The sequence below is a fragment of the Porifericola rhodea genome (assembly GCF_030506305.1).
Classification (GTDB): Bacteria; Bacteroidota; Bacteroidia; order Cytophagales; family Cyclobacteriaceae; genus Catalinimonas; species Catalinimonas rhodea.
The window spans coordinates 1,266,737-1,282,524 of the sequence record NZ_CP119421.1; the positions used below are offsets into that span (position 1 = coordinate 1,266,737).

At 44.0% G+C, this 15,788-nt stretch carries 15 protein-coding genes; 8 read left to right on the forward strand and 7 right to left on the reverse strand.

What is annotated here, in order from left to right; genetic code table 11:
- Nucleotides 1-52 precede the first annotated feature (52 nt).
- Nucleotides 53-2,527, reverse strand: a complete 2,475-nt coding sequence (locus PZB74_RS05180) for a zinc-dependent metalloprotease (protein WP_302241287.1) — start codon at nucleotides 2,525-2,527, stop codon at nucleotides 53-55.
- A 240-nt stretch (nucleotides 2,528-2,767) separates the two neighbouring features.
- Here PZB74_RS05180 and PZB74_RS05185 point away from each other — a divergent pair, with 240 nt between their 5' ends.
- From PZB74_RS05185 to PZB74_RS05195, 3 genes are all read left to right on the forward strand, one after another.
- The gene (locus tag PZB74_RS05185; RefSeq protein WP_302241288.1) at nucleotides 2,768-3,895 is read left to right on the forward strand and encodes a T9SS type A sorting domain-containing protein; all 1,128 of its coding nucleotides are present in this window, start codon (nucleotides 2,768-2,770) and stop codon (nucleotides 3,893-3,895) included.
- A 98-nt stretch (nucleotides 3,896-3,993) separates the two neighbouring features.
- Complete coding sequence (locus tag PZB74_RS05190) at nucleotides 3,994-4,407, forward strand: DUF427 domain-containing protein (RefSeq protein WP_302241289.1); 414 nt, start codon at nucleotides 3,994-3,996, stop codon at nucleotides 4,405-4,407.
- Between the two features lie 76 nt (nucleotides 4,408-4,483).
- The gene (locus tag PZB74_RS05195) at nucleotides 4,484-5,908 is read left to right on the forward strand and encodes a M14 family zinc carboxypeptidase (protein ID WP_302241290.1); all 1,425 of its coding nucleotides are present in this window, start codon (nucleotides 4,484-4,486) and stop codon (nucleotides 5,906-5,908) included.
- 201 nt (nucleotides 5,909-6,109) lie between these two features.
- On the opposite strand, the gene PZB74_RS05200 is transcribed toward PZB74_RS05195, so the two are convergent.
- From PZB74_RS05200 to PZB74_RS05215, 4 genes are all read right to left on the reverse strand, one after another.
- Complete coding sequence (locus tag PZB74_RS05200; RefSeq protein ID WP_302241291.1) at nucleotides 6,110-6,493, reverse strand: VOC family protein; 384 nt, start codon at nucleotides 6,491-6,493, stop codon at nucleotides 6,110-6,112.
- Between the two features lie 76 nt (nucleotides 6,494-6,569).
- Nucleotides 6,570-7,547, reverse strand: coding sequence for a helix-turn-helix transcriptional regulator (locus PZB74_RS05205; RefSeq protein ID WP_302241293.1), 978 nt, complete (start codon nucleotides 7,545-7,547; stop codon nucleotides 6,570-6,572).
- Between the two features lie 35 nt (nucleotides 7,548-7,582).
- A complete protein-coding gene (locus PZB74_RS05210; protein ID WP_302241294.1) occupies nucleotides 7,583-8,185 on the reverse strand; it encodes a hypothetical protein in 603 nt (200 codons plus the stop codon).
- Complete coding sequence (locus tag PZB74_RS05215) at nucleotides 8,157-8,669, reverse strand: RNA polymerase sigma factor (RefSeq protein ID WP_302241296.1); 513 nt, start codon at nucleotides 8,667-8,669, stop codon at nucleotides 8,157-8,159. The genes PZB74_RS05210 and PZB74_RS05215 overlap by 29 nt, the downstream gene beginning before the upstream one ends.
- Nucleotides 8,670-8,806: 137 nt before the next feature.
- Here PZB74_RS05215 and PZB74_RS05220 point away from each other — a divergent pair, with 137 nt between their 5' ends.
- Nucleotides 8,807-9,667, forward strand: a complete 861-nt coding sequence (locus tag PZB74_RS05220) for a TraB/GumN family protein (protein ID WP_302241298.1) — start codon at nucleotides 8,807-8,809, stop codon at nucleotides 9,665-9,667.
- 134 nt (nucleotides 9,668-9,801) lie between these two features.
- Complete coding sequence (locus PZB74_RS05225) at nucleotides 9,802-9,978, forward strand: sigma factor (RefSeq protein ID WP_302241299.1); 177 nt, start codon at nucleotides 9,802-9,804, stop codon at nucleotides 9,976-9,978.
- A gap of 122 nt (nucleotides 9,979-10,100) precedes the next feature.
- Here PZB74_RS05225 and PZB74_RS05230 read toward each other — a convergent pair whose 3' ends face one another.
- On the reverse strand, nucleotides 10,101-11,243 hold the full coding sequence (locus PZB74_RS05230; protein WP_302241300.1) for a choice-of-anchor L domain-containing protein: 1,143 nt from the start codon (nucleotides 11,241-11,243) through the stop codon (nucleotides 10,101-10,103).
- 29 nt (nucleotides 11,244-11,272) lie between these two features.
- The gene (locus tag PZB74_RS05235; RefSeq protein WP_302241301.1) at nucleotides 11,273-12,043 is read right to left on the reverse strand and encodes a M15 family metallopeptidase; all 771 of its coding nucleotides are present in this window, start codon (nucleotides 12,041-12,043) and stop codon (nucleotides 11,273-11,275) included.
- Nucleotides 12,044-12,327: 284 nt separating this feature from the next.
- On the opposite strand from PZB74_RS05235, the gene PZB74_RS05240 reads away from it, so the two are divergent.
- The 3 genes from PZB74_RS05240 to PZB74_RS05250 all read left to right on the forward strand — a co-directional run bounded on the left by PZB74_RS05240 (nucleotide 12,328) and on the right by PZB74_RS05250 (nucleotide 15,686).
- On the forward strand, nucleotides 12,328-13,044 hold the full coding sequence (locus PZB74_RS05240; protein WP_302241302.1) for a DNA-binding domain-containing protein: 717 nt from the start codon (nucleotides 12,328-12,330) through the stop codon (nucleotides 13,042-13,044).
- Nucleotides 13,045-13,561: 517 nt separating this feature from the next.
- Nucleotides 13,562-14,629, forward strand: a complete 1,068-nt coding sequence (locus PZB74_RS05245) for an N-acetyltransferase DgcN family protein (protein WP_302241303.1) — start codon at nucleotides 13,562-13,564, stop codon at nucleotides 14,627-14,629.
- The gene (locus PZB74_RS05250) at nucleotides 14,619-15,686 is read left to right on the forward strand and encodes a mandelate racemase/muconate lactonizing enzyme family protein (protein WP_302241304.1); all 1,068 of its coding nucleotides are present in this window, start codon (nucleotides 14,619-14,621) and stop codon (nucleotides 15,684-15,686) included. The genes PZB74_RS05245 and PZB74_RS05250 overlap by 11 nt, the downstream gene beginning before the upstream one ends.
- Nucleotides 15,687-15,788: the final 102 nt, after the last annotated feature.

A 15,788-nucleotide genomic window follows, 5' to 3' on the forward strand; every position in this document is an offset into this window, starting at 1 on the left:
AGAAGCAGCTTATCAGAAATTTTCTTAAGGGCTGCTTCTTTGCTTTATGCTACTACTTTATATGGCTGCACCAATCGTCACTTTTCTGGCCCAGCAGGTACAGCTCGTCCTGCCCTATTGGTGAGCCATCAGGTGCTGCAAGCGGATCAGTCACTTTTACGTCTTCTGGCTTATCTTCAAAGCGTTGAATCTGACTGAGACCAAAAATATAATGTGCCTTCCAGCCCGGATTTACCTCTCCGACCATATTACTTAACATTATCTTTTTGATATCCGAAATCTTTAGACTAGCCATAGCTCTGGCCTGTCCCGAAGCATTGGGGTTAGCAGCCAGCTTAATCATATGGTCCAACACCAGGCGATCTACCAATCGCTGTAGCTCCCCATGGTAGCCCAGCTTTTTACGTGCACCGATTGTATTTTTGACAAGCTGATCGGCCATCTCATGAAAGCCAGGCACTTCTTCGTATCGTGATGACAGGTCAATCATACGGGTTACACGTTCGTGGTTAAGCAAAAGGCTCAGCGTAAAGTTAGCCGCTGACTCTGCCGCTCCCAGTGGATCAAAGGTGATGCCCGTTCGTGACTTAAACACCTCCTTTGAGTTTTCATAATAGCCCAGCGGATAAGGAGGAATTAATTCCAGAAGCTTTTCTGGTATGGCTAAAGCTTCTGGACTAATTGTCTGTAACATCGCCTCAATAGCTGCCTGTTGCTTATCTCCTTCTACTACTTTTAATGGAGTTTGGCCGTCGCCCCTAAGAGCGTAAGTATAGTATAAACCACCAATTAGTTTGGCAGTAGCCTCTGCCTGGTAGCGATGAAACATGTACATAGGCACTAATACTTCTTCCAGAGTAGCCATAGGCTGGCCAAAAGGAATCTTCTTTTCAGAAAGGTTATTTAAAGCAATCTCCCGCACTTGCATTACCCTATTTAGCTCTTCATCAGCCTCGGTACCATTGTCCCAGAGGTGAGCATAAGGGTGCGCGCCGCTACTTGCCCGGGCATCCCGGTCAGAAATAAAAAGCAAACCCTCGTCTAGTGATTGCTGTATAATTTCTTCCAAAGCCTCTTCTTCATCTACGCCCTCAGGAAAATCCTGATAGCCATACGCAATTGCTACTTTATCCCAGGCGCCTATTTCATTCGTATAAGCTTCTGATAAGTCCAGCTCATTCTTGTTTTTTATCTTGACCAAGGGATGGGGATAGTCCATAACCGAATAGCGACCTTCGTAAGTAGAGGCATAATTATGTACCAGCCCCAACGTATGCCCTACTTCATGTGCACCCAGCTGACGAATACGCTGCAATGCCATCTCCATCATTTCTTCAGAAACAGGTTTTCCTTCTTCATAAGCGGCAACCAGCCCGGAGGCAATCAGAAAATCCTGTCGTACTCTTAATGAGCCCAGTGTTACCTTACCTTTAATAATTTCACCGGTACGGGGGTCATAAATGCTACTTCCATACGACCAGCCTCGGGTAGAGCGGTGTACCCATTGCACATAATTGTACCTGATATCCATAGGGTCAGCATCATCGGGTAGTAGCTTCACCTGAAAAGCATCTTTGTAGCCGGTGGCTTCAAAAGCCTGGTTCCACCAGCGGATGCCATCCATTAGGGCGGAACGAATAGGCTCCGGCGCGCCGGGATCCAGGTAGTAAATAATAGGTTCTACCGCTTCGCTTACCGCTGCGGCAGGGTCTTTCTTCTGCAGCCGATGGCGACGTATAAAGCGTTGTGTAATTGGCTGGTCTACTTCTGTGGCGTAATCCATGTACTGCACAGAAAGGTAACCTGAGCGAGGGTCAAACTTCCGCATTTCGTACCCCTTATCCGGTAGCTCAACAAACGAATGATGTTGGCGAACGGTAAAAGCCTCAGGGTTAGGGCTTACCGAACGCAGGTAGGAGCCGGCATCATCACCAGTAAAGGTAAGGCTTACTTCAATTTCTGTGTTTTTAGGGAAGTTTTTGGTAAGGGGGAGGTAAAAAGCAGAGCGAGAGTCGTCTAGTTTAAAGCTCCCCTGCTTACTTCGTTTCACCATTTTAGTGACACCTACGGCATCCTGCATAAAAAATTTTGTAGCATCTACCAGTACCTTCTCACCTTCTTCGGCTTCTATAGTAAAGCCAAACATCACGGCTTCCGCGAATGATTCCCGCACCGCACGTTGCTCATCAGGGTTATTAGTAATAGCCCTGTAGTCCTGATTGGGTTCTACAAACAAAATTTTGTTACCACTACGGCGAAACTGCATTACCTGTGAGCGATTAAGCCGTCCTCTGTCCAGCCCAATGTCATTGGAGCCCGCACCCGCAGAAAGGGAGTTATAGTAGAGAAAGTCAGTATCAAAACGATCAATCTCCAGCCAGACTTTTCCATCTTTTTCATCCCAGTAGAAGGTAAAGTAGCCTTCGTACTTTTTCATGTTTTTGGTCTTTTCGCTAATGCTATCAGCGGCAAACCCCTCAAAAGAGAGGTAAAAAAGACAGAAGCTTAAAAGTAATAATTGTCTCATAGTTTAAAGGTTAAGTAAGACCATTAACAACCCATGAAAAAATACATAGGTATAATAAAATAATTTCATTCATACTCACAAAAAATCACAATTTTTATGAGTGCATACTAATAATTACTTTAAATAAATCGTATCTTCATTTAAACCCTCTTTACTTTTTAGGTGTCTAAAATGTAGATCAGGCTAAGCCTAAATATAGGCGCTGTCGCGAATGATTCTAAAACTACAGGCCATAAGTTTATGAAGCATATACATAAAATTTTAAAATGGACTACTTTAGCCATAACTTTTATCTCTATTCCATTAAAGGCCTCTCATATATTTGGCGGAGAGATTAGTGCCACTGCTGTCAACTGTCAAAGTTATACTTATGATATTGTCATCAGACTTTTTGAGCATACTGGCTCTGATACAGACTTGATAAGTGGAGAGTTTTATGTGGGTTATGGAGACCCTATTAGTATTGAGACTGTAGATTACCAATCTGAAAGCTTGCAGATAGATGGCACTCATTTTATGCAGGCGACCATCAGTCACGAACATACCTTTCCCGGACCGGGGAGCTACACCCTCTACTTTAAAGAGTTTGAGCGAGATGGAGAAATTGTTAATATGAATCGTGCTGAAGATATGCCATTGTATATAGAGTCCAGGGTATTTATTGACCCTGTAATAGGCTGCAATGGACTGGCTACTTTTAATATGCCCCCCAGGCCGTTAGCCTTTGCCAACACAACATATCTGGATACGCTCTCGGTGACAGAAAACGAAGGAGACAGCCTGAGCTACGCACTTATAGTACCCCAACAGGATGTAGATACTGAAGTAGAATTTTATACTTTTCCTCAAGAGTTTGATAAGCGCTACGCTCCTGAGGCAAGCACAGCAGACGGTAGGCAGCCCAGTAGCTTAAGTCTTAGTACTGATGGGATATTGCGCTGGGATGCTCCTTACCTGGAAGGTATCTACTCCCTTGCCATTAAAGTAACGGAATGGAGGAAGGTGGATGAAGACTGGTTAAACATAGGGCATACGGTACGTGACTACAACATTTCTGTATTAGACACTGTACATCACCGACAGGCACAAGATTACTATATCACTGCTGCTCAGGAAGAAGAAGTGAAAAAGCCTAAAATAGGACTATACCCCAACCCTACTCCAGGAACATTTACGCTAGAAATTAATGAAGACCGCTGGCGTGGTGGAAGTTTGAGCATCTATAGCCTGTTGGGAAAAGAAATTTTGCAGCAACCTATACAGCTAGGCAGCAACGAATACGACATTGCATCTGCCAGTCAGGGGGTATATTTTCTTACGCTCCGCAACGGTGATCAGAAAAAGACCATTCGCTTTATGAAACAATAAGTCTACCCATCGGTATTGTATTGTTCACTTTTTGACCTAAGCTGTCAGTAATTTTTTAAACAATTACCTCCTTTTGGCAGGTTGCATAAATAAAAACGATGAGCGAGACAGAACAAATCACTATGGTTAAAGAGGCCATCCATAATCCAGATGAGCTTCGTCATTTTATGCGTGTAAAGAATGTAGACAAAACAGTTAGTGCTAGCATCAACGGTCAGGAGATCGCTCGCTCAAACTACGTACTCAAGGTGCAGGAAGCCGGACACGACCTATACGACCCTGTATACTACTTTCCTAAAAAAGATGTACAGATGGAGGCGCTGGTGCGCACCGAAAAATCTACTCACTGCCCTTTAAAAGGGGATACCGAATACTTTGACATCAATTTTGCGGATACTACTCTGGAAAATAGTGCCTGGCATTATAGCCAGCCATATAACCGAAGCAAAATGTTACAAGAGCATATCGGGTTTGACCAGTCTCGTATACAGATTATGGAGCATATAAAGTGATGCTCATAGCTGAGAGGATAAGGCCGACGCTTGTCCTTTTCCACTTTATGCGCTAGGTTTGGCGCAAAAACTACACATGCAATACACTCTAAGTGGATTACTTATACTTCTTTTTTGTCAGCTTAGCTTAGCCCAGCAGCCTGTGTACCAGCAGGTGTATGATGCCTACAACGATTACCGGGAAGAATCTATACAGACTCGCCGCTTTAAGCATAGCGATATTGAGCCTATTCTTCTTAAACTTGATGAAGAAAAAGGCTTTGAGGTAAATAAGTTGGGAGAATCTATTGAGGGCCGCGCCATTTATGATGTTACTTTTGGTAGTGGTAAAACTCAGGTGCTACTCTGGTCGCAAATGCATGGAGATGAGTCTACCGCCACTATGGCCGGGCTGGATCTTTTTAACTTTTTTATGGCAGATGATGCGTTTAATGAGCTGCGTAATACCATACTCAATAATATTACGGTACACTTTATTCCTATGCTAAACCCCGATGGGGCAGAAGTATTTGAGCGCCGTAATGCGCTGGGTGTAGACATGAACCGTGATGCCTTACGCTTACAGTCCCCGGAATCCCGCATTCTTAAAAATATACGAGACAGCCTACAGGCAGATTTTGGCTTTAACCTACACGACCAGAGTGTATACTATACCACAGGCATTAAGCCGGAAGCGGCCACTATTTCTTTTTTGCCTCCCGCTTACAACTACGCAAAAGACATAAATCCCGTAAGGGAACGTGCAATGCAGGTGATTGTAGAGCTTAACGAAGCCCTCCAACACTACATAAAAGGTCATGTAGGCAGGTATAATGATGATTTTGAGCCACGCGCCTTTGGAGACAACATACAGAAGTGGGGGACCAGTACCATACTGATAGAGTCAGGTGGTTTTCCGGACGATCCTGAGAAGCAACGCATACGCAAGCTCAATTTTATGATATTGGTGAAAGCATTACATTCTATTGCTACCAAAAACTATAAGAACTATAACAGAGAAGACTATTGGAACATCCCCGAAAACGAACGTTACCTCTATGATCTGCTAGTGCGCAATGTAAAAAAAGAAATTAATGGCAAGCTGTATACTGTAGATGTAGGCATCAACCACTATGAAGCTGAGTACAATGAGCATAGCAGGTATTTTAAAGTGGGTAGCATTAGGGAGTTAGGTGATATGTCTACTTACTATGGCTATGATATGTTTGATGCTCGTGGCATGACAGCCGTTCCCGGTAAGGTGTACGAAGAAATTCAGCCTGACCTGCATGCCGTTCAAAAGCTGGATGCTATGGAACTCATCAGTCAGGGCTATACCACAGTAAGAGTAAAGGACATGGAAGGACAGGAAGATATACGCAGGCATTTGGTTTTGGATGTAGTTAGTGAGGACGCCTCTCCCACCTATACGCTAGAAATTGGAAGCCGACCAAACTTTATATTAGAAGAAGCAGGTACACCTAAATACGCTGTCGTTAATGGTTTTTTAAGGGAGTTGTAATAATAATTAGGCGTGTTCTATCTTAGTACTACCCTACATTCCCCCTTAGAGAAGGGGGTGAGGGGGATGGATTCCTACCCCCTAAAAACCCTCTCAAAACTTAGCCCTGTCTATAGTTTTAGGCTTTGAGGGGATGGCATCCACTTATAGCTAATCCCCCCAGCCCCTTTATCAAAAGGGCAAAAGGGGGAGTTTTTTGTACTACACTTTTTCTGTTTCCTCTACTGGCAGGCGCATATATACATCCACACCCATACCATTAGGATCTTCCACCACAAAGTGACGGTCACCCCAGGCCTCATTTTTAGGCTTAGTAACAATAGGAGCCCCCGTCTCGGATAAACGCTGGTACTCCGCATCTACATCGCCTACCTCCATCGCCAACCAGATGCCCTGGCTAAATACTGGCTGGAATAAGCGATGCTGGCCCGGCAGTTCTGGCTGCATAAAAGCCAGTTCGTAAGGTCCTTTGCGTAGCAATACAAACCACTCTACCTCATAAATAACCTCAAAGCCAAAATACTGCTCGTAAAAAGCTTTACATTCCTGTAAATTTCGGGTAATAAATCCGGTGTGCATTTTCATAAGTATGTGGGTTTTGGTGATATCACAAACTTATAGACCGGGAGTGACAACCCTATGTCAGTAGGGTTCAATAAATTTAATGATAATGCTCATATAAATCGGATGAAAGCTTTTGCATTAGCTCTTTGAGACTGCAAGGTTCCAGTACATGCACATAGCTTCCGTACATCATAAGCCAGCGAGCGAAAAAGTTTTCTGAACCTACCATAAACCACATCTCTGTACTTTTTTCGTGCACTTCTTCCTGCACAAAGCCATGCTGATACCTTGCCTGTTGTGTATACCTGACCACTTTTTGGTCAAAGACAACTTTCATCAAACGAGCATCTGTAGTCTGGCTCTGCTGTTGCAGGTACTGCTCCAGCGAAAGACGGTCCCTTAAATGATAGTGAGTAGTTAATATTTTTACTTTACTCATCCTATCCAGTCGGAAGTCACGATAGTCCTGACGTAGTTGGCAAAAGGCTATTACATGCCAGGCATCGCTATAATAGACCAGGCCAATAGGTTCAATATTACGATTGGTAAAAGTAGCATTGCCCGGAGAAAAATACTCTACTGCAATTACTTGTCTTTGCATCAGTGCCTGTTGGATTTTGCTGAGATGGATATCCTGCGGATGCTCAGGCTGCGCTACAGTAGGGACTACCTTTACCTTATTGTGCAAATCTTCCAGCATCTCCTGTTCCTGACTACCCAATACAGATTTAATTTTATACAGCGCACTTTCGTAGGCCTGCTGTACCCCAATATCGGTAAATGAGTTGATAAAATGGTGTGCGGTGATAAGAGCACGCGCTTCTTCAGGACTAAACATGACCGGAGGCAACCGGTAACCATCTGCCAGAAAATAACCTACGCCCGCCTCAGAGCCTACGGGCACACCGGCTTCTTCCAGAGCTCGCACATCGCGGTAGACCGTACGCAAACTTATATCAAAACGGGTAGCCAGATCTTGCGCCCGGGTTATTCTCTGACTTTGCAACTGAATAAGGATGGCAGTAAGGCGATCTATACGGTTCATAGGTTGGAGCAACTCATTAGTCTTACTCAAAAATAAAGCTTATCTGTAGCTTGGCATAGCACTCTTTAGCTTTCTTTTAACTCATCCAGTAACATCTGTAAATTATTAATTCGCCTCCGATAAATATACTTTATATAATAGTGAGCAAAGAGAAGTATCAGTACTACTATACCTATAGCAAGTACATAATCCAAGCCGGGAATAGTATTGTTCTCTAACCAGGTCATACTAGCCCCTGAGTATCTCACCCAGTCTTCGGAAAAGTAACCGATGGCCAAACCTAGTACTCCACCAAACCAGCAGATAGCCAGGTATTGAAAAACGTAGGCTTTCAGAAAGCTGATGGACTTTTCCAGATAGTGTTGCAAATTATCTGACGGCTGTACCTGATGATACCTCTTAAGTGTAAAGTGATAAAATACGACTACCATGGTAAAATATACTATTAGAAGACCAAGCTCCAGGTGGTTTTTGGGCAGCATGAACAGGCTCGCTCCTAAAAGGGCAAGCATGCCCCAGCCTGCCAGGTACTCATAATATATAGTTTTGTAAAAACATGTCAGCTCATGCGTAGATTTTTTGCTAATCATCTGCTCTACCGCTGACTGCTCAATAGATTGCACTTCTTTAGCGGATGCCCTATCCCACAATGCTTGCAGATCTTCCATGTATTAATTTGTTTAATTGTTGTTTGATTCTATTGATACGTACACCTACATTGCTCATGCTTATTCCTACCACCTCGGCTATCTCTTCATAAGACCTGGCCTCTAAGTACAGAAGAATGATAGCCCTGTCTATCTCTTTCAGCTGCCGGATAGCCGCATACATTTTTCTTATCTGCTCATCCTGCGTAGCGTCATAGTTTTGTTGTGCCAGTGCATGAAGCGGTGCTGCTTCCAGTGCTGTATGATCAGGTCGTCTCTTTTTAAGCTTAAGCTGAGTAAGGCATACGTTTAATGCTATTCGGTACACCCAGGTAGATGCTTTGGCCTCACCCCTGAATGATTGGTAGGAGCGCCAGAGTTGTAATACCACTTCCTGAAAATAGTCTTGAAACTCATCAGCATTGTTAGCATATATGCGACAGACCTTGCTTACCACGGCGGTATTCTGCTCCAGAAAATGATAAAAGGCTTGTTTTTGGTTCATAAGCTTTGTCTTACACCTCTATGAGTAGACGCTGAGCTAAGTTTCTTACACGGTTTGAAATAATTTTTTCCGCAAAGTGTAATAAAGTCTACTGCTTTAATACTAAGCATACAGAACCATTTATTAAAAATATTAAAATGAAAAGAACATTAGCCTCATTACTCAGCCTTGCTTTTGGATGTATATTTTCTGCCTACGCGCAAAACAGCAACTCTTTATTATGGGAGATAAGTGGTAAAGACCTGGAAACACCTTCTTACCTTTTTGGTACTATTCATCTGATGTGCCCACAGGATATAAAAATAACACCTGCTATGCAGGAGGCTCTCTCTGCAAGCGAACGCTTAGTGCTAGAAATAGATATGGACGAGCCGGGAGTCATGCAAAAGATGCAGAGTGCCTCTATTATGCAGGATGGATCTACCCTCAAAAGCCTGCTAAGTGAAAAGGACTACCAGTTTTTGGAGCAATACCTGAAAGACTCTTTAAGCATACCAATTCAGGCAGTAAACGCCATGAACCCCATGATGCTAAGTACAGTACTCATGCTTCCCGTTCTGGACTGTCAACCAGGTTCATACGAAATGTCACTGGTTAAACAAGCTCAAGAAAAAGAGATGGAAGTATACGGCTTGGAGACTATAGAAGATCAGGTGGCGATTTTCAATGCGATTCCCTTAGATAAGCAATCAGAATACCTGATGAGCTCTATTCGCGAGCATGAGCGTTCGGTCAAAGAAATAAAGGCGCTCCTCAGCGCTTACCACTCGGAGAACATAGATGCTCTGTACAAACTGGTGCACGATAGTATGAAGCCTATGGAAGGTGCAGAAAAAGTAATGCTGGATGATAGAAATAACAAATGGCTTCCTCAGATTACCGAAATGTCGCAGGAGGGAGCCACCTTTTTTGCGGTAGGTGCAGGTCACCTTTCTGGCCCTCAGGGCGTAATTGAGCTTTTGAGAGAAAAAGGTTATCAGTTGAAGCCTATCCAGTAAACGCTATAAGCTATTTGGTAAGAATATGCCGGCCCAGTGCCGGTTTTTTTATCCTCTTATTAAGGTTCTTACTTTTTTAATTTCTTCTGTAAGAAACAAAGGCTGTTTTTCTACTTACTGCTCAAAGACAATTTTTGAAAGAAGATTTTATCCATATCGTACAGCAGCATCAGGGGATCATTCACAAGGTATGTCGTATCTATCGTGATAGCACTGAAGAACGGGAAGACCTGTTTCAGGAGATAGTATATCAGTTATGGAAATCATGGCCTTCTTTTCGGGGAGAGGCCAAAGTGAGCCGTTGGATGTAAAAAGTAACTTTAAGCACGGCTATGATCTGCTTCAGAAAGAAAGGGAGAGCTTTCTTGTACTAACCTACATTCCCCCTTAGAGAAGGCTGTGTTTTTAGGAGAAGGGAGCGGCAGCACAGCGATTAAAATTCCGCACTTACTACTACTCTTCGGTTTTGCGAGCGCCCAAAAGCATCAGCATTATTGGCTACGGGCTCATTTTCACCTTTACTCCTGCGGTAAAGCCTTACTTTACCTTTAAGCCCCAGGCGAGCCAGGTAGTTGACTACAGTTTGCACCCTCCGGCGGGCAAGCTGTTCATTATAGGTATCCGACCCCCAGCTATCGGTGTGCCCTACTACCCAAATAGCTTTGGCAGCATTTAAAAGCACATCATCAGCAAACTGCCGAAGCTTTTCTTCAGCATCAGGACTTAGCTCACTACTATCCCAATCAAACAAAATGGTGTGCGGTGTTACTAGCGTACTTTCGGAGTTCGTTACAATTTCTGTAGAAGGAGTGTTAAAGCTTCGGAATGACTTTTCTTTAAGCAAAACACTGGAGTCCAGCATGGGATCGTGTACATCTGCAATGGCCAGGCGTATTCGGTATTTGCGCCCCGGCACTACAGCAGCCTGAGCGGTAAGTACCTGCGTTAAGCCATCGTACTCCAGCAGATCATACCATTGCCCGCTCTTCCGATAAGCATTGGCAATGTACCACTCATTATGCCGTTTGCTGTTGATGTGGTCTACATGTACCGGAAGTTGGGTTTCCGGTACCAATGCCAGATTATAAGAACGATGGCTGCCGAGATCAGTAAGTACAAAGGCAAAGACATCATGAAAGCCTTTACCTACAAACTCAGGGTATTCTTCTGAAGCAAAAATGTATTCAAACGCAATAGTATTTTGCTCGGGTACAAAGCTAAATTCCAGCACGCTGGCATCATAAGTAGTACCTCCACTCAGTTTATCCAGATAAGAATCTCCGGCAGTACGATGTACCGAGCTGGTAGCGGGGTTTTGGTTGGGTCCCCCGGCACTTTTGGCATCTCCACTGGAAAGGATAATACCTTTCTTCAGTGGAAAGTCTTCATTGTTAACCTCAAATAAGCCTAAAGCCCGGTACGAACCTTTAAAGCTGATATGGCTCAGGCTGGCATTCGCCTGAAAAAAAACTTCCCTTACCAGGCTTTCCTCATTATAAGATGTGTCTACACTGAGCTGCGCCAGGCTATGGAGCGGTAGCAATATACAAAGCCATATGGTACAGTACCCATGCATATACTCTAACAACGACAATAAGGCATCTATTATTCCACTATGCCATAACGCCGGTCGGCCTCATTTCGCGACATTGCATTAAAATGCCACCATTCACTGGTAATTATAGAAAAGCCTGCCTCCGTCATTACCTGTCGGAGCAGCCTGCGGTTGGCTACCTGCTCTTCCGTAAGTTCTCCTTTAGCCAGCATCTCTTCTTCCCGCACCGGATAAGCTTTTACGCCAAAGTAGTCAAAATCGGTACCCATATCTATAGGCTGCCCCTCTGCATCGGCTATGGTGAGGTCTACTGCTGCTCCATAATTATGGATAGAACCCTCCTGAGGGTCTGCTACGTACTTGGTTTTTTGATCAAGGGGCATATCCAGGGTATCCCACAAAATTTGCTGCACGCTGCGGGGCCGCACAGCATCGTAGATGTAGAGGCTATAGTCTTTTTTCATCTCTTTAAGCTTACGGTTAGCCTCCGCTAACATTTTGGCAGGCTCAGGCTGCATGTAGGCTTCGTCAAAATCTCCATATACATCTACCCCTACAAAGTTGTCGGTAGTACTGTAACGCAGATGTACAACTATACTGCTGTCTATATCTTTTATTCTGACCAGCCCCTGCTCCCGGAGGCTTTGTTCCAATGGGCTAACCTTATCTGTAGATTCGGGCATATCAACTGTTTGGTCCTCCTGCTGTACCGTCGGTATTTCTTCGGGTCTCTCCTGTTGCGCTGGCTGGCAGGCAAATAAAAATAGAGCTCCCACTACTGAGGGCAGCTGCTTATACTGTAATAGATACTTTACACTCAATGTTCTGTTCTTTAAGCTTTTATGTAGATATGAGGCTTACGATAGTATAGCAAATGTAATTACAGTTTTCTGTGGATATGCGCGCTTAGTTACATTGTATACCTATCTGCTTACATTATGTATGGCTATAAAGCTAAGGTAGCTTTAGCCTAAAATCAAATATGGAGAAAAGCCCTGCCTACTTTTATTGCAAAATTTCTTAAGCCTTACAGATTACAACAATTCACTGAAACAGAGCATGTTTGGCATAAAACGATTAGCTATTTTTACAAAAAAGACTGCTTATGCCCATTCATTTCTCACTTTACCCTAATCCTTTCAGTAAGCAAAAGGATGAAATGGTAGCTCGCGTAGTAGCCAGAGGCTATGCCGATGAAGAGGAAGTAATTGAGATGATGCTTATGCGCAACCCCAGACTCAGTCGCACGCAGATACTAAACGTACTGGAAGAATATACCCTGGCTCTGGAGTATTTGCTTAAAAATGGGCAACATATACATACCCCACTGCTCAAACTGGAAGCTAGTATTAAAGGCAAGTTTAATTCAGTGATAGATGTTTATGACCCCAGGCGCCATCAGCTTTGTGTAAACGCCAGCCCCGGCAAGCGCCTACGTAAATTGTTAAACGAAGAAAGAGCTTACCGACAGCCGGTCAACTCGCCACAGCCCTCTATTAAAAAGTTTGAACATTTTGACTCTCAGCTTGCTTCGCATACTATTATGCCCGCCATGCCCGTGCGCTTAAAGGGGTACAGACTTAAGGTTAATGAGGCAGCAGAAGATGAAGGGGTTTATCTAATGTCTGATTCTCAAAAACAGTACAAGGTAACTCAGCTTATGAGCAACAAAGCCAGTGAGCTTTTTTTTATAACCCCTAGCGAACTTAAAGAAGGCAGCTACCACCTTGAAGTACGCTGTAGGCAAGGCAACAGCACACAATTACGTAAACATACATATCCCCAGCTCCTTCATTGTCAGCTAAGCGCTAGCTCCGAATAAACTTTTCGCAGGCTGCGAAAGTATAAAGCGCAGCCTGCGCTATCCAATTTCGCACACTGCGATACACCTGTCTCTAACTTAGCTTTAGTCATACTCTCGACTAGCTACTACCCCACACTAACCGAGTAACTGCCAGACTCTAAGCTTGGTAACGCCTAAAGCATTGCTTACTACTGGCAGTATCTAAAGGTCTGCTCATCAGTGCATCTATTTTACTTCATATTTTAGTTTAAGTATTACACAAGTAATTGAAAGATGCGGTGGGGAGTTTGTGCAAAAGTTTTTTAGACGCTTTACCCTTCGTTTTCAGATCATTAATGGCCTGTTACTATTGAAGTAATAGCTTCGTTACCAGTGTTGCCAGTGTATAAAGAAAGCTTTACTATGACATAGGATAAGTATAAAGACTTAAATGAAGCTTAGCTCACTTTATGGGACACAAAATATTCTTTTCCTTACATTGCTTTTTTAAGTATATTTTCAAGAACATGGAAGACTATACACTACACAAGCTTATATGAAAGAAAATGCAATCATTATTACTCATGCTTACCTCGCTACACCACGCGCTAAAACCGCGCATGGACTTATCCGCGACTCTTCCAAATACCACATACTTGCCGTCATAGACCCTGAACACGGAGGCAAAGATGCCGGGGAAGTGGTAGATGGCAAAAAACGTAACATTCCTGTATTTAACCATCTGGAAGAGTTTATGGCACAAAGTAGAGAGGCGGCTACGGTTTGCCTGGTAGGGGTAGCCGGTAAGGGAGGTCTGATACCTAATGGTATGCTGGATACCGTTAAAGAGGCCATTAAAGCGGGTATGTCTATTGTAAGTGGGCTGCATGAGTATATGAGTGACATAGAAGAGCTAACTACTCTAGCAGAGGAGCATGGGGTAAGCATTACTGATATTCGTCGTCCCAAACCCAGGCATACGCTAAAGTTCTGGAACGGCAGCATCAAAAAAGTTAAATGTCCTAAGGTTGCGATTCTGGGAACAGATTGTAACTTGGGTAAGAGGACGACCACACGTTTGCTCATGCATGCTTTGGAAGAAGCCTGCATACAAACGGAAATGATTTATACCGGACAAACCGGCTGGATGCAAGGGAGCGAGTACGGCTTTATCTTTGACTCTACGCTTAACGACTTCATCTCTGGCGAACTGGAAGATGCCATTGTTCGCTGCTATGAGGCCAAACACCCTCAGATCATATTGCTGGAGGGGCAGAGCTCGTTAAGAAACCCCAGTGGACCGGGTGGCTCAGAATTCTTGATGTCGGGCGATGCCAAGTATGTCATCCTTCAGCATGCTCCCGGCAGGACATATTTTTACCATTTTGAAGAAGAGCAGTTTGAGATTCCCTCGCTGGAGAGTGAGATTAAACTGATTGAATCATATGGGTCTCAAGTAATTGCCATCACTATTAATGAGCAAAACCTAAGTCCTGAAGAGGCGCGAGCTTATCAAGAGCAGTACGAAGATAAGTTCGGAATACCAGTACTCATCCCCCTGCAGGAAGGCATGCAGGCATGCATACCACACATCCAAAAAATGATAGATAGCCATGAAGATTAAAGAAGTACGCATAAGTAAAGAAAACCTTGAACTTACCCGTCCTTACAGCATTGCTTATAAGTCGGTAGACTCTGTGGATAACTGTATAGTAGAGATTATTCTGGAAAATGGCACCAGCGGTCTGGGCGCTGCCAACCCTAGTAAGCAGGTGGTAGGCGAAGATGTCAATGACACGGTAGAACTTCTAAAAGCGCATGACTTTGGCTGGCTGGTAGGGCGAGACATTCGTGAGATGCACCAGCTCTGCTTTGAGGTGATGCAGCACTTTCCTAAAAGGCCAGGCGTAAGAGCTACCCTGGATATTGCCCTCCATGATCTCTTTACCAAGCAGCTGGGCGTACCATTGGTCAAGTACCTGGGGCAAAAGCATAAAGCACTTCCTACCTCTATTACCATAGGCATTAAAGGCGTGGAAGAAACCGTAGAAGAGGCTAAGGAATATGTGGGCAGAGGCTTTAAATATATAAAGGTAAAAACTGGGGTCTCTCTGGAAGAAGACATAGAGCGGCTCAGCAAAATTCATGAGCTATACAAAAAGGATATAGTACTCCGGGTAGATGCTAACCAGGGCTACACCAAGCTACAGCTGGAAGATTTTTATTACAAAACCCTCTCTATGGATCTGGAGCTTATTGAGCAACCCCTGCCTGCCGATGCTATTGAGGAGTACAAGAAGCTACCCTCTGCGGTGAAAGAACTGGTAGCACTGGACGAAACCGTAGTTAGCCCTTATGATGCCCTAAGGCTGGCATCCAAACCCTCTGCCGGCGGCATCTTCAATATTAAGCTGATGAAGTGTGGAGGTATCAGTTGTGCTCAGGAAATTGCTGCTATCGCTTCAGGTGCAAACATTAAGCTGATGTGGGGTTGTAATGATGAGAGTATTATCAGTATTGCTGCGGCTTTGCATGCGGCCTTCTCTTCTGCTAACACCCACTATATTGACCTGGACGGCAGTTTTGACCTTGCCCGGGATGTAGCGAAAGGCGGTTTTTATCTTAAAGACGGGGTAATGTCGCTAACTGATAAACCAGGCCTTGGAGTAGAAAAACTGTAAACAACTGTATGAGAATTATAGATAAAAAGCTCACCTGGCATTTCCAGGTGAGCTTTTTCAAGATAGTATAGTCGTCGGGCTTCTGCCCTACAGACCAACGGC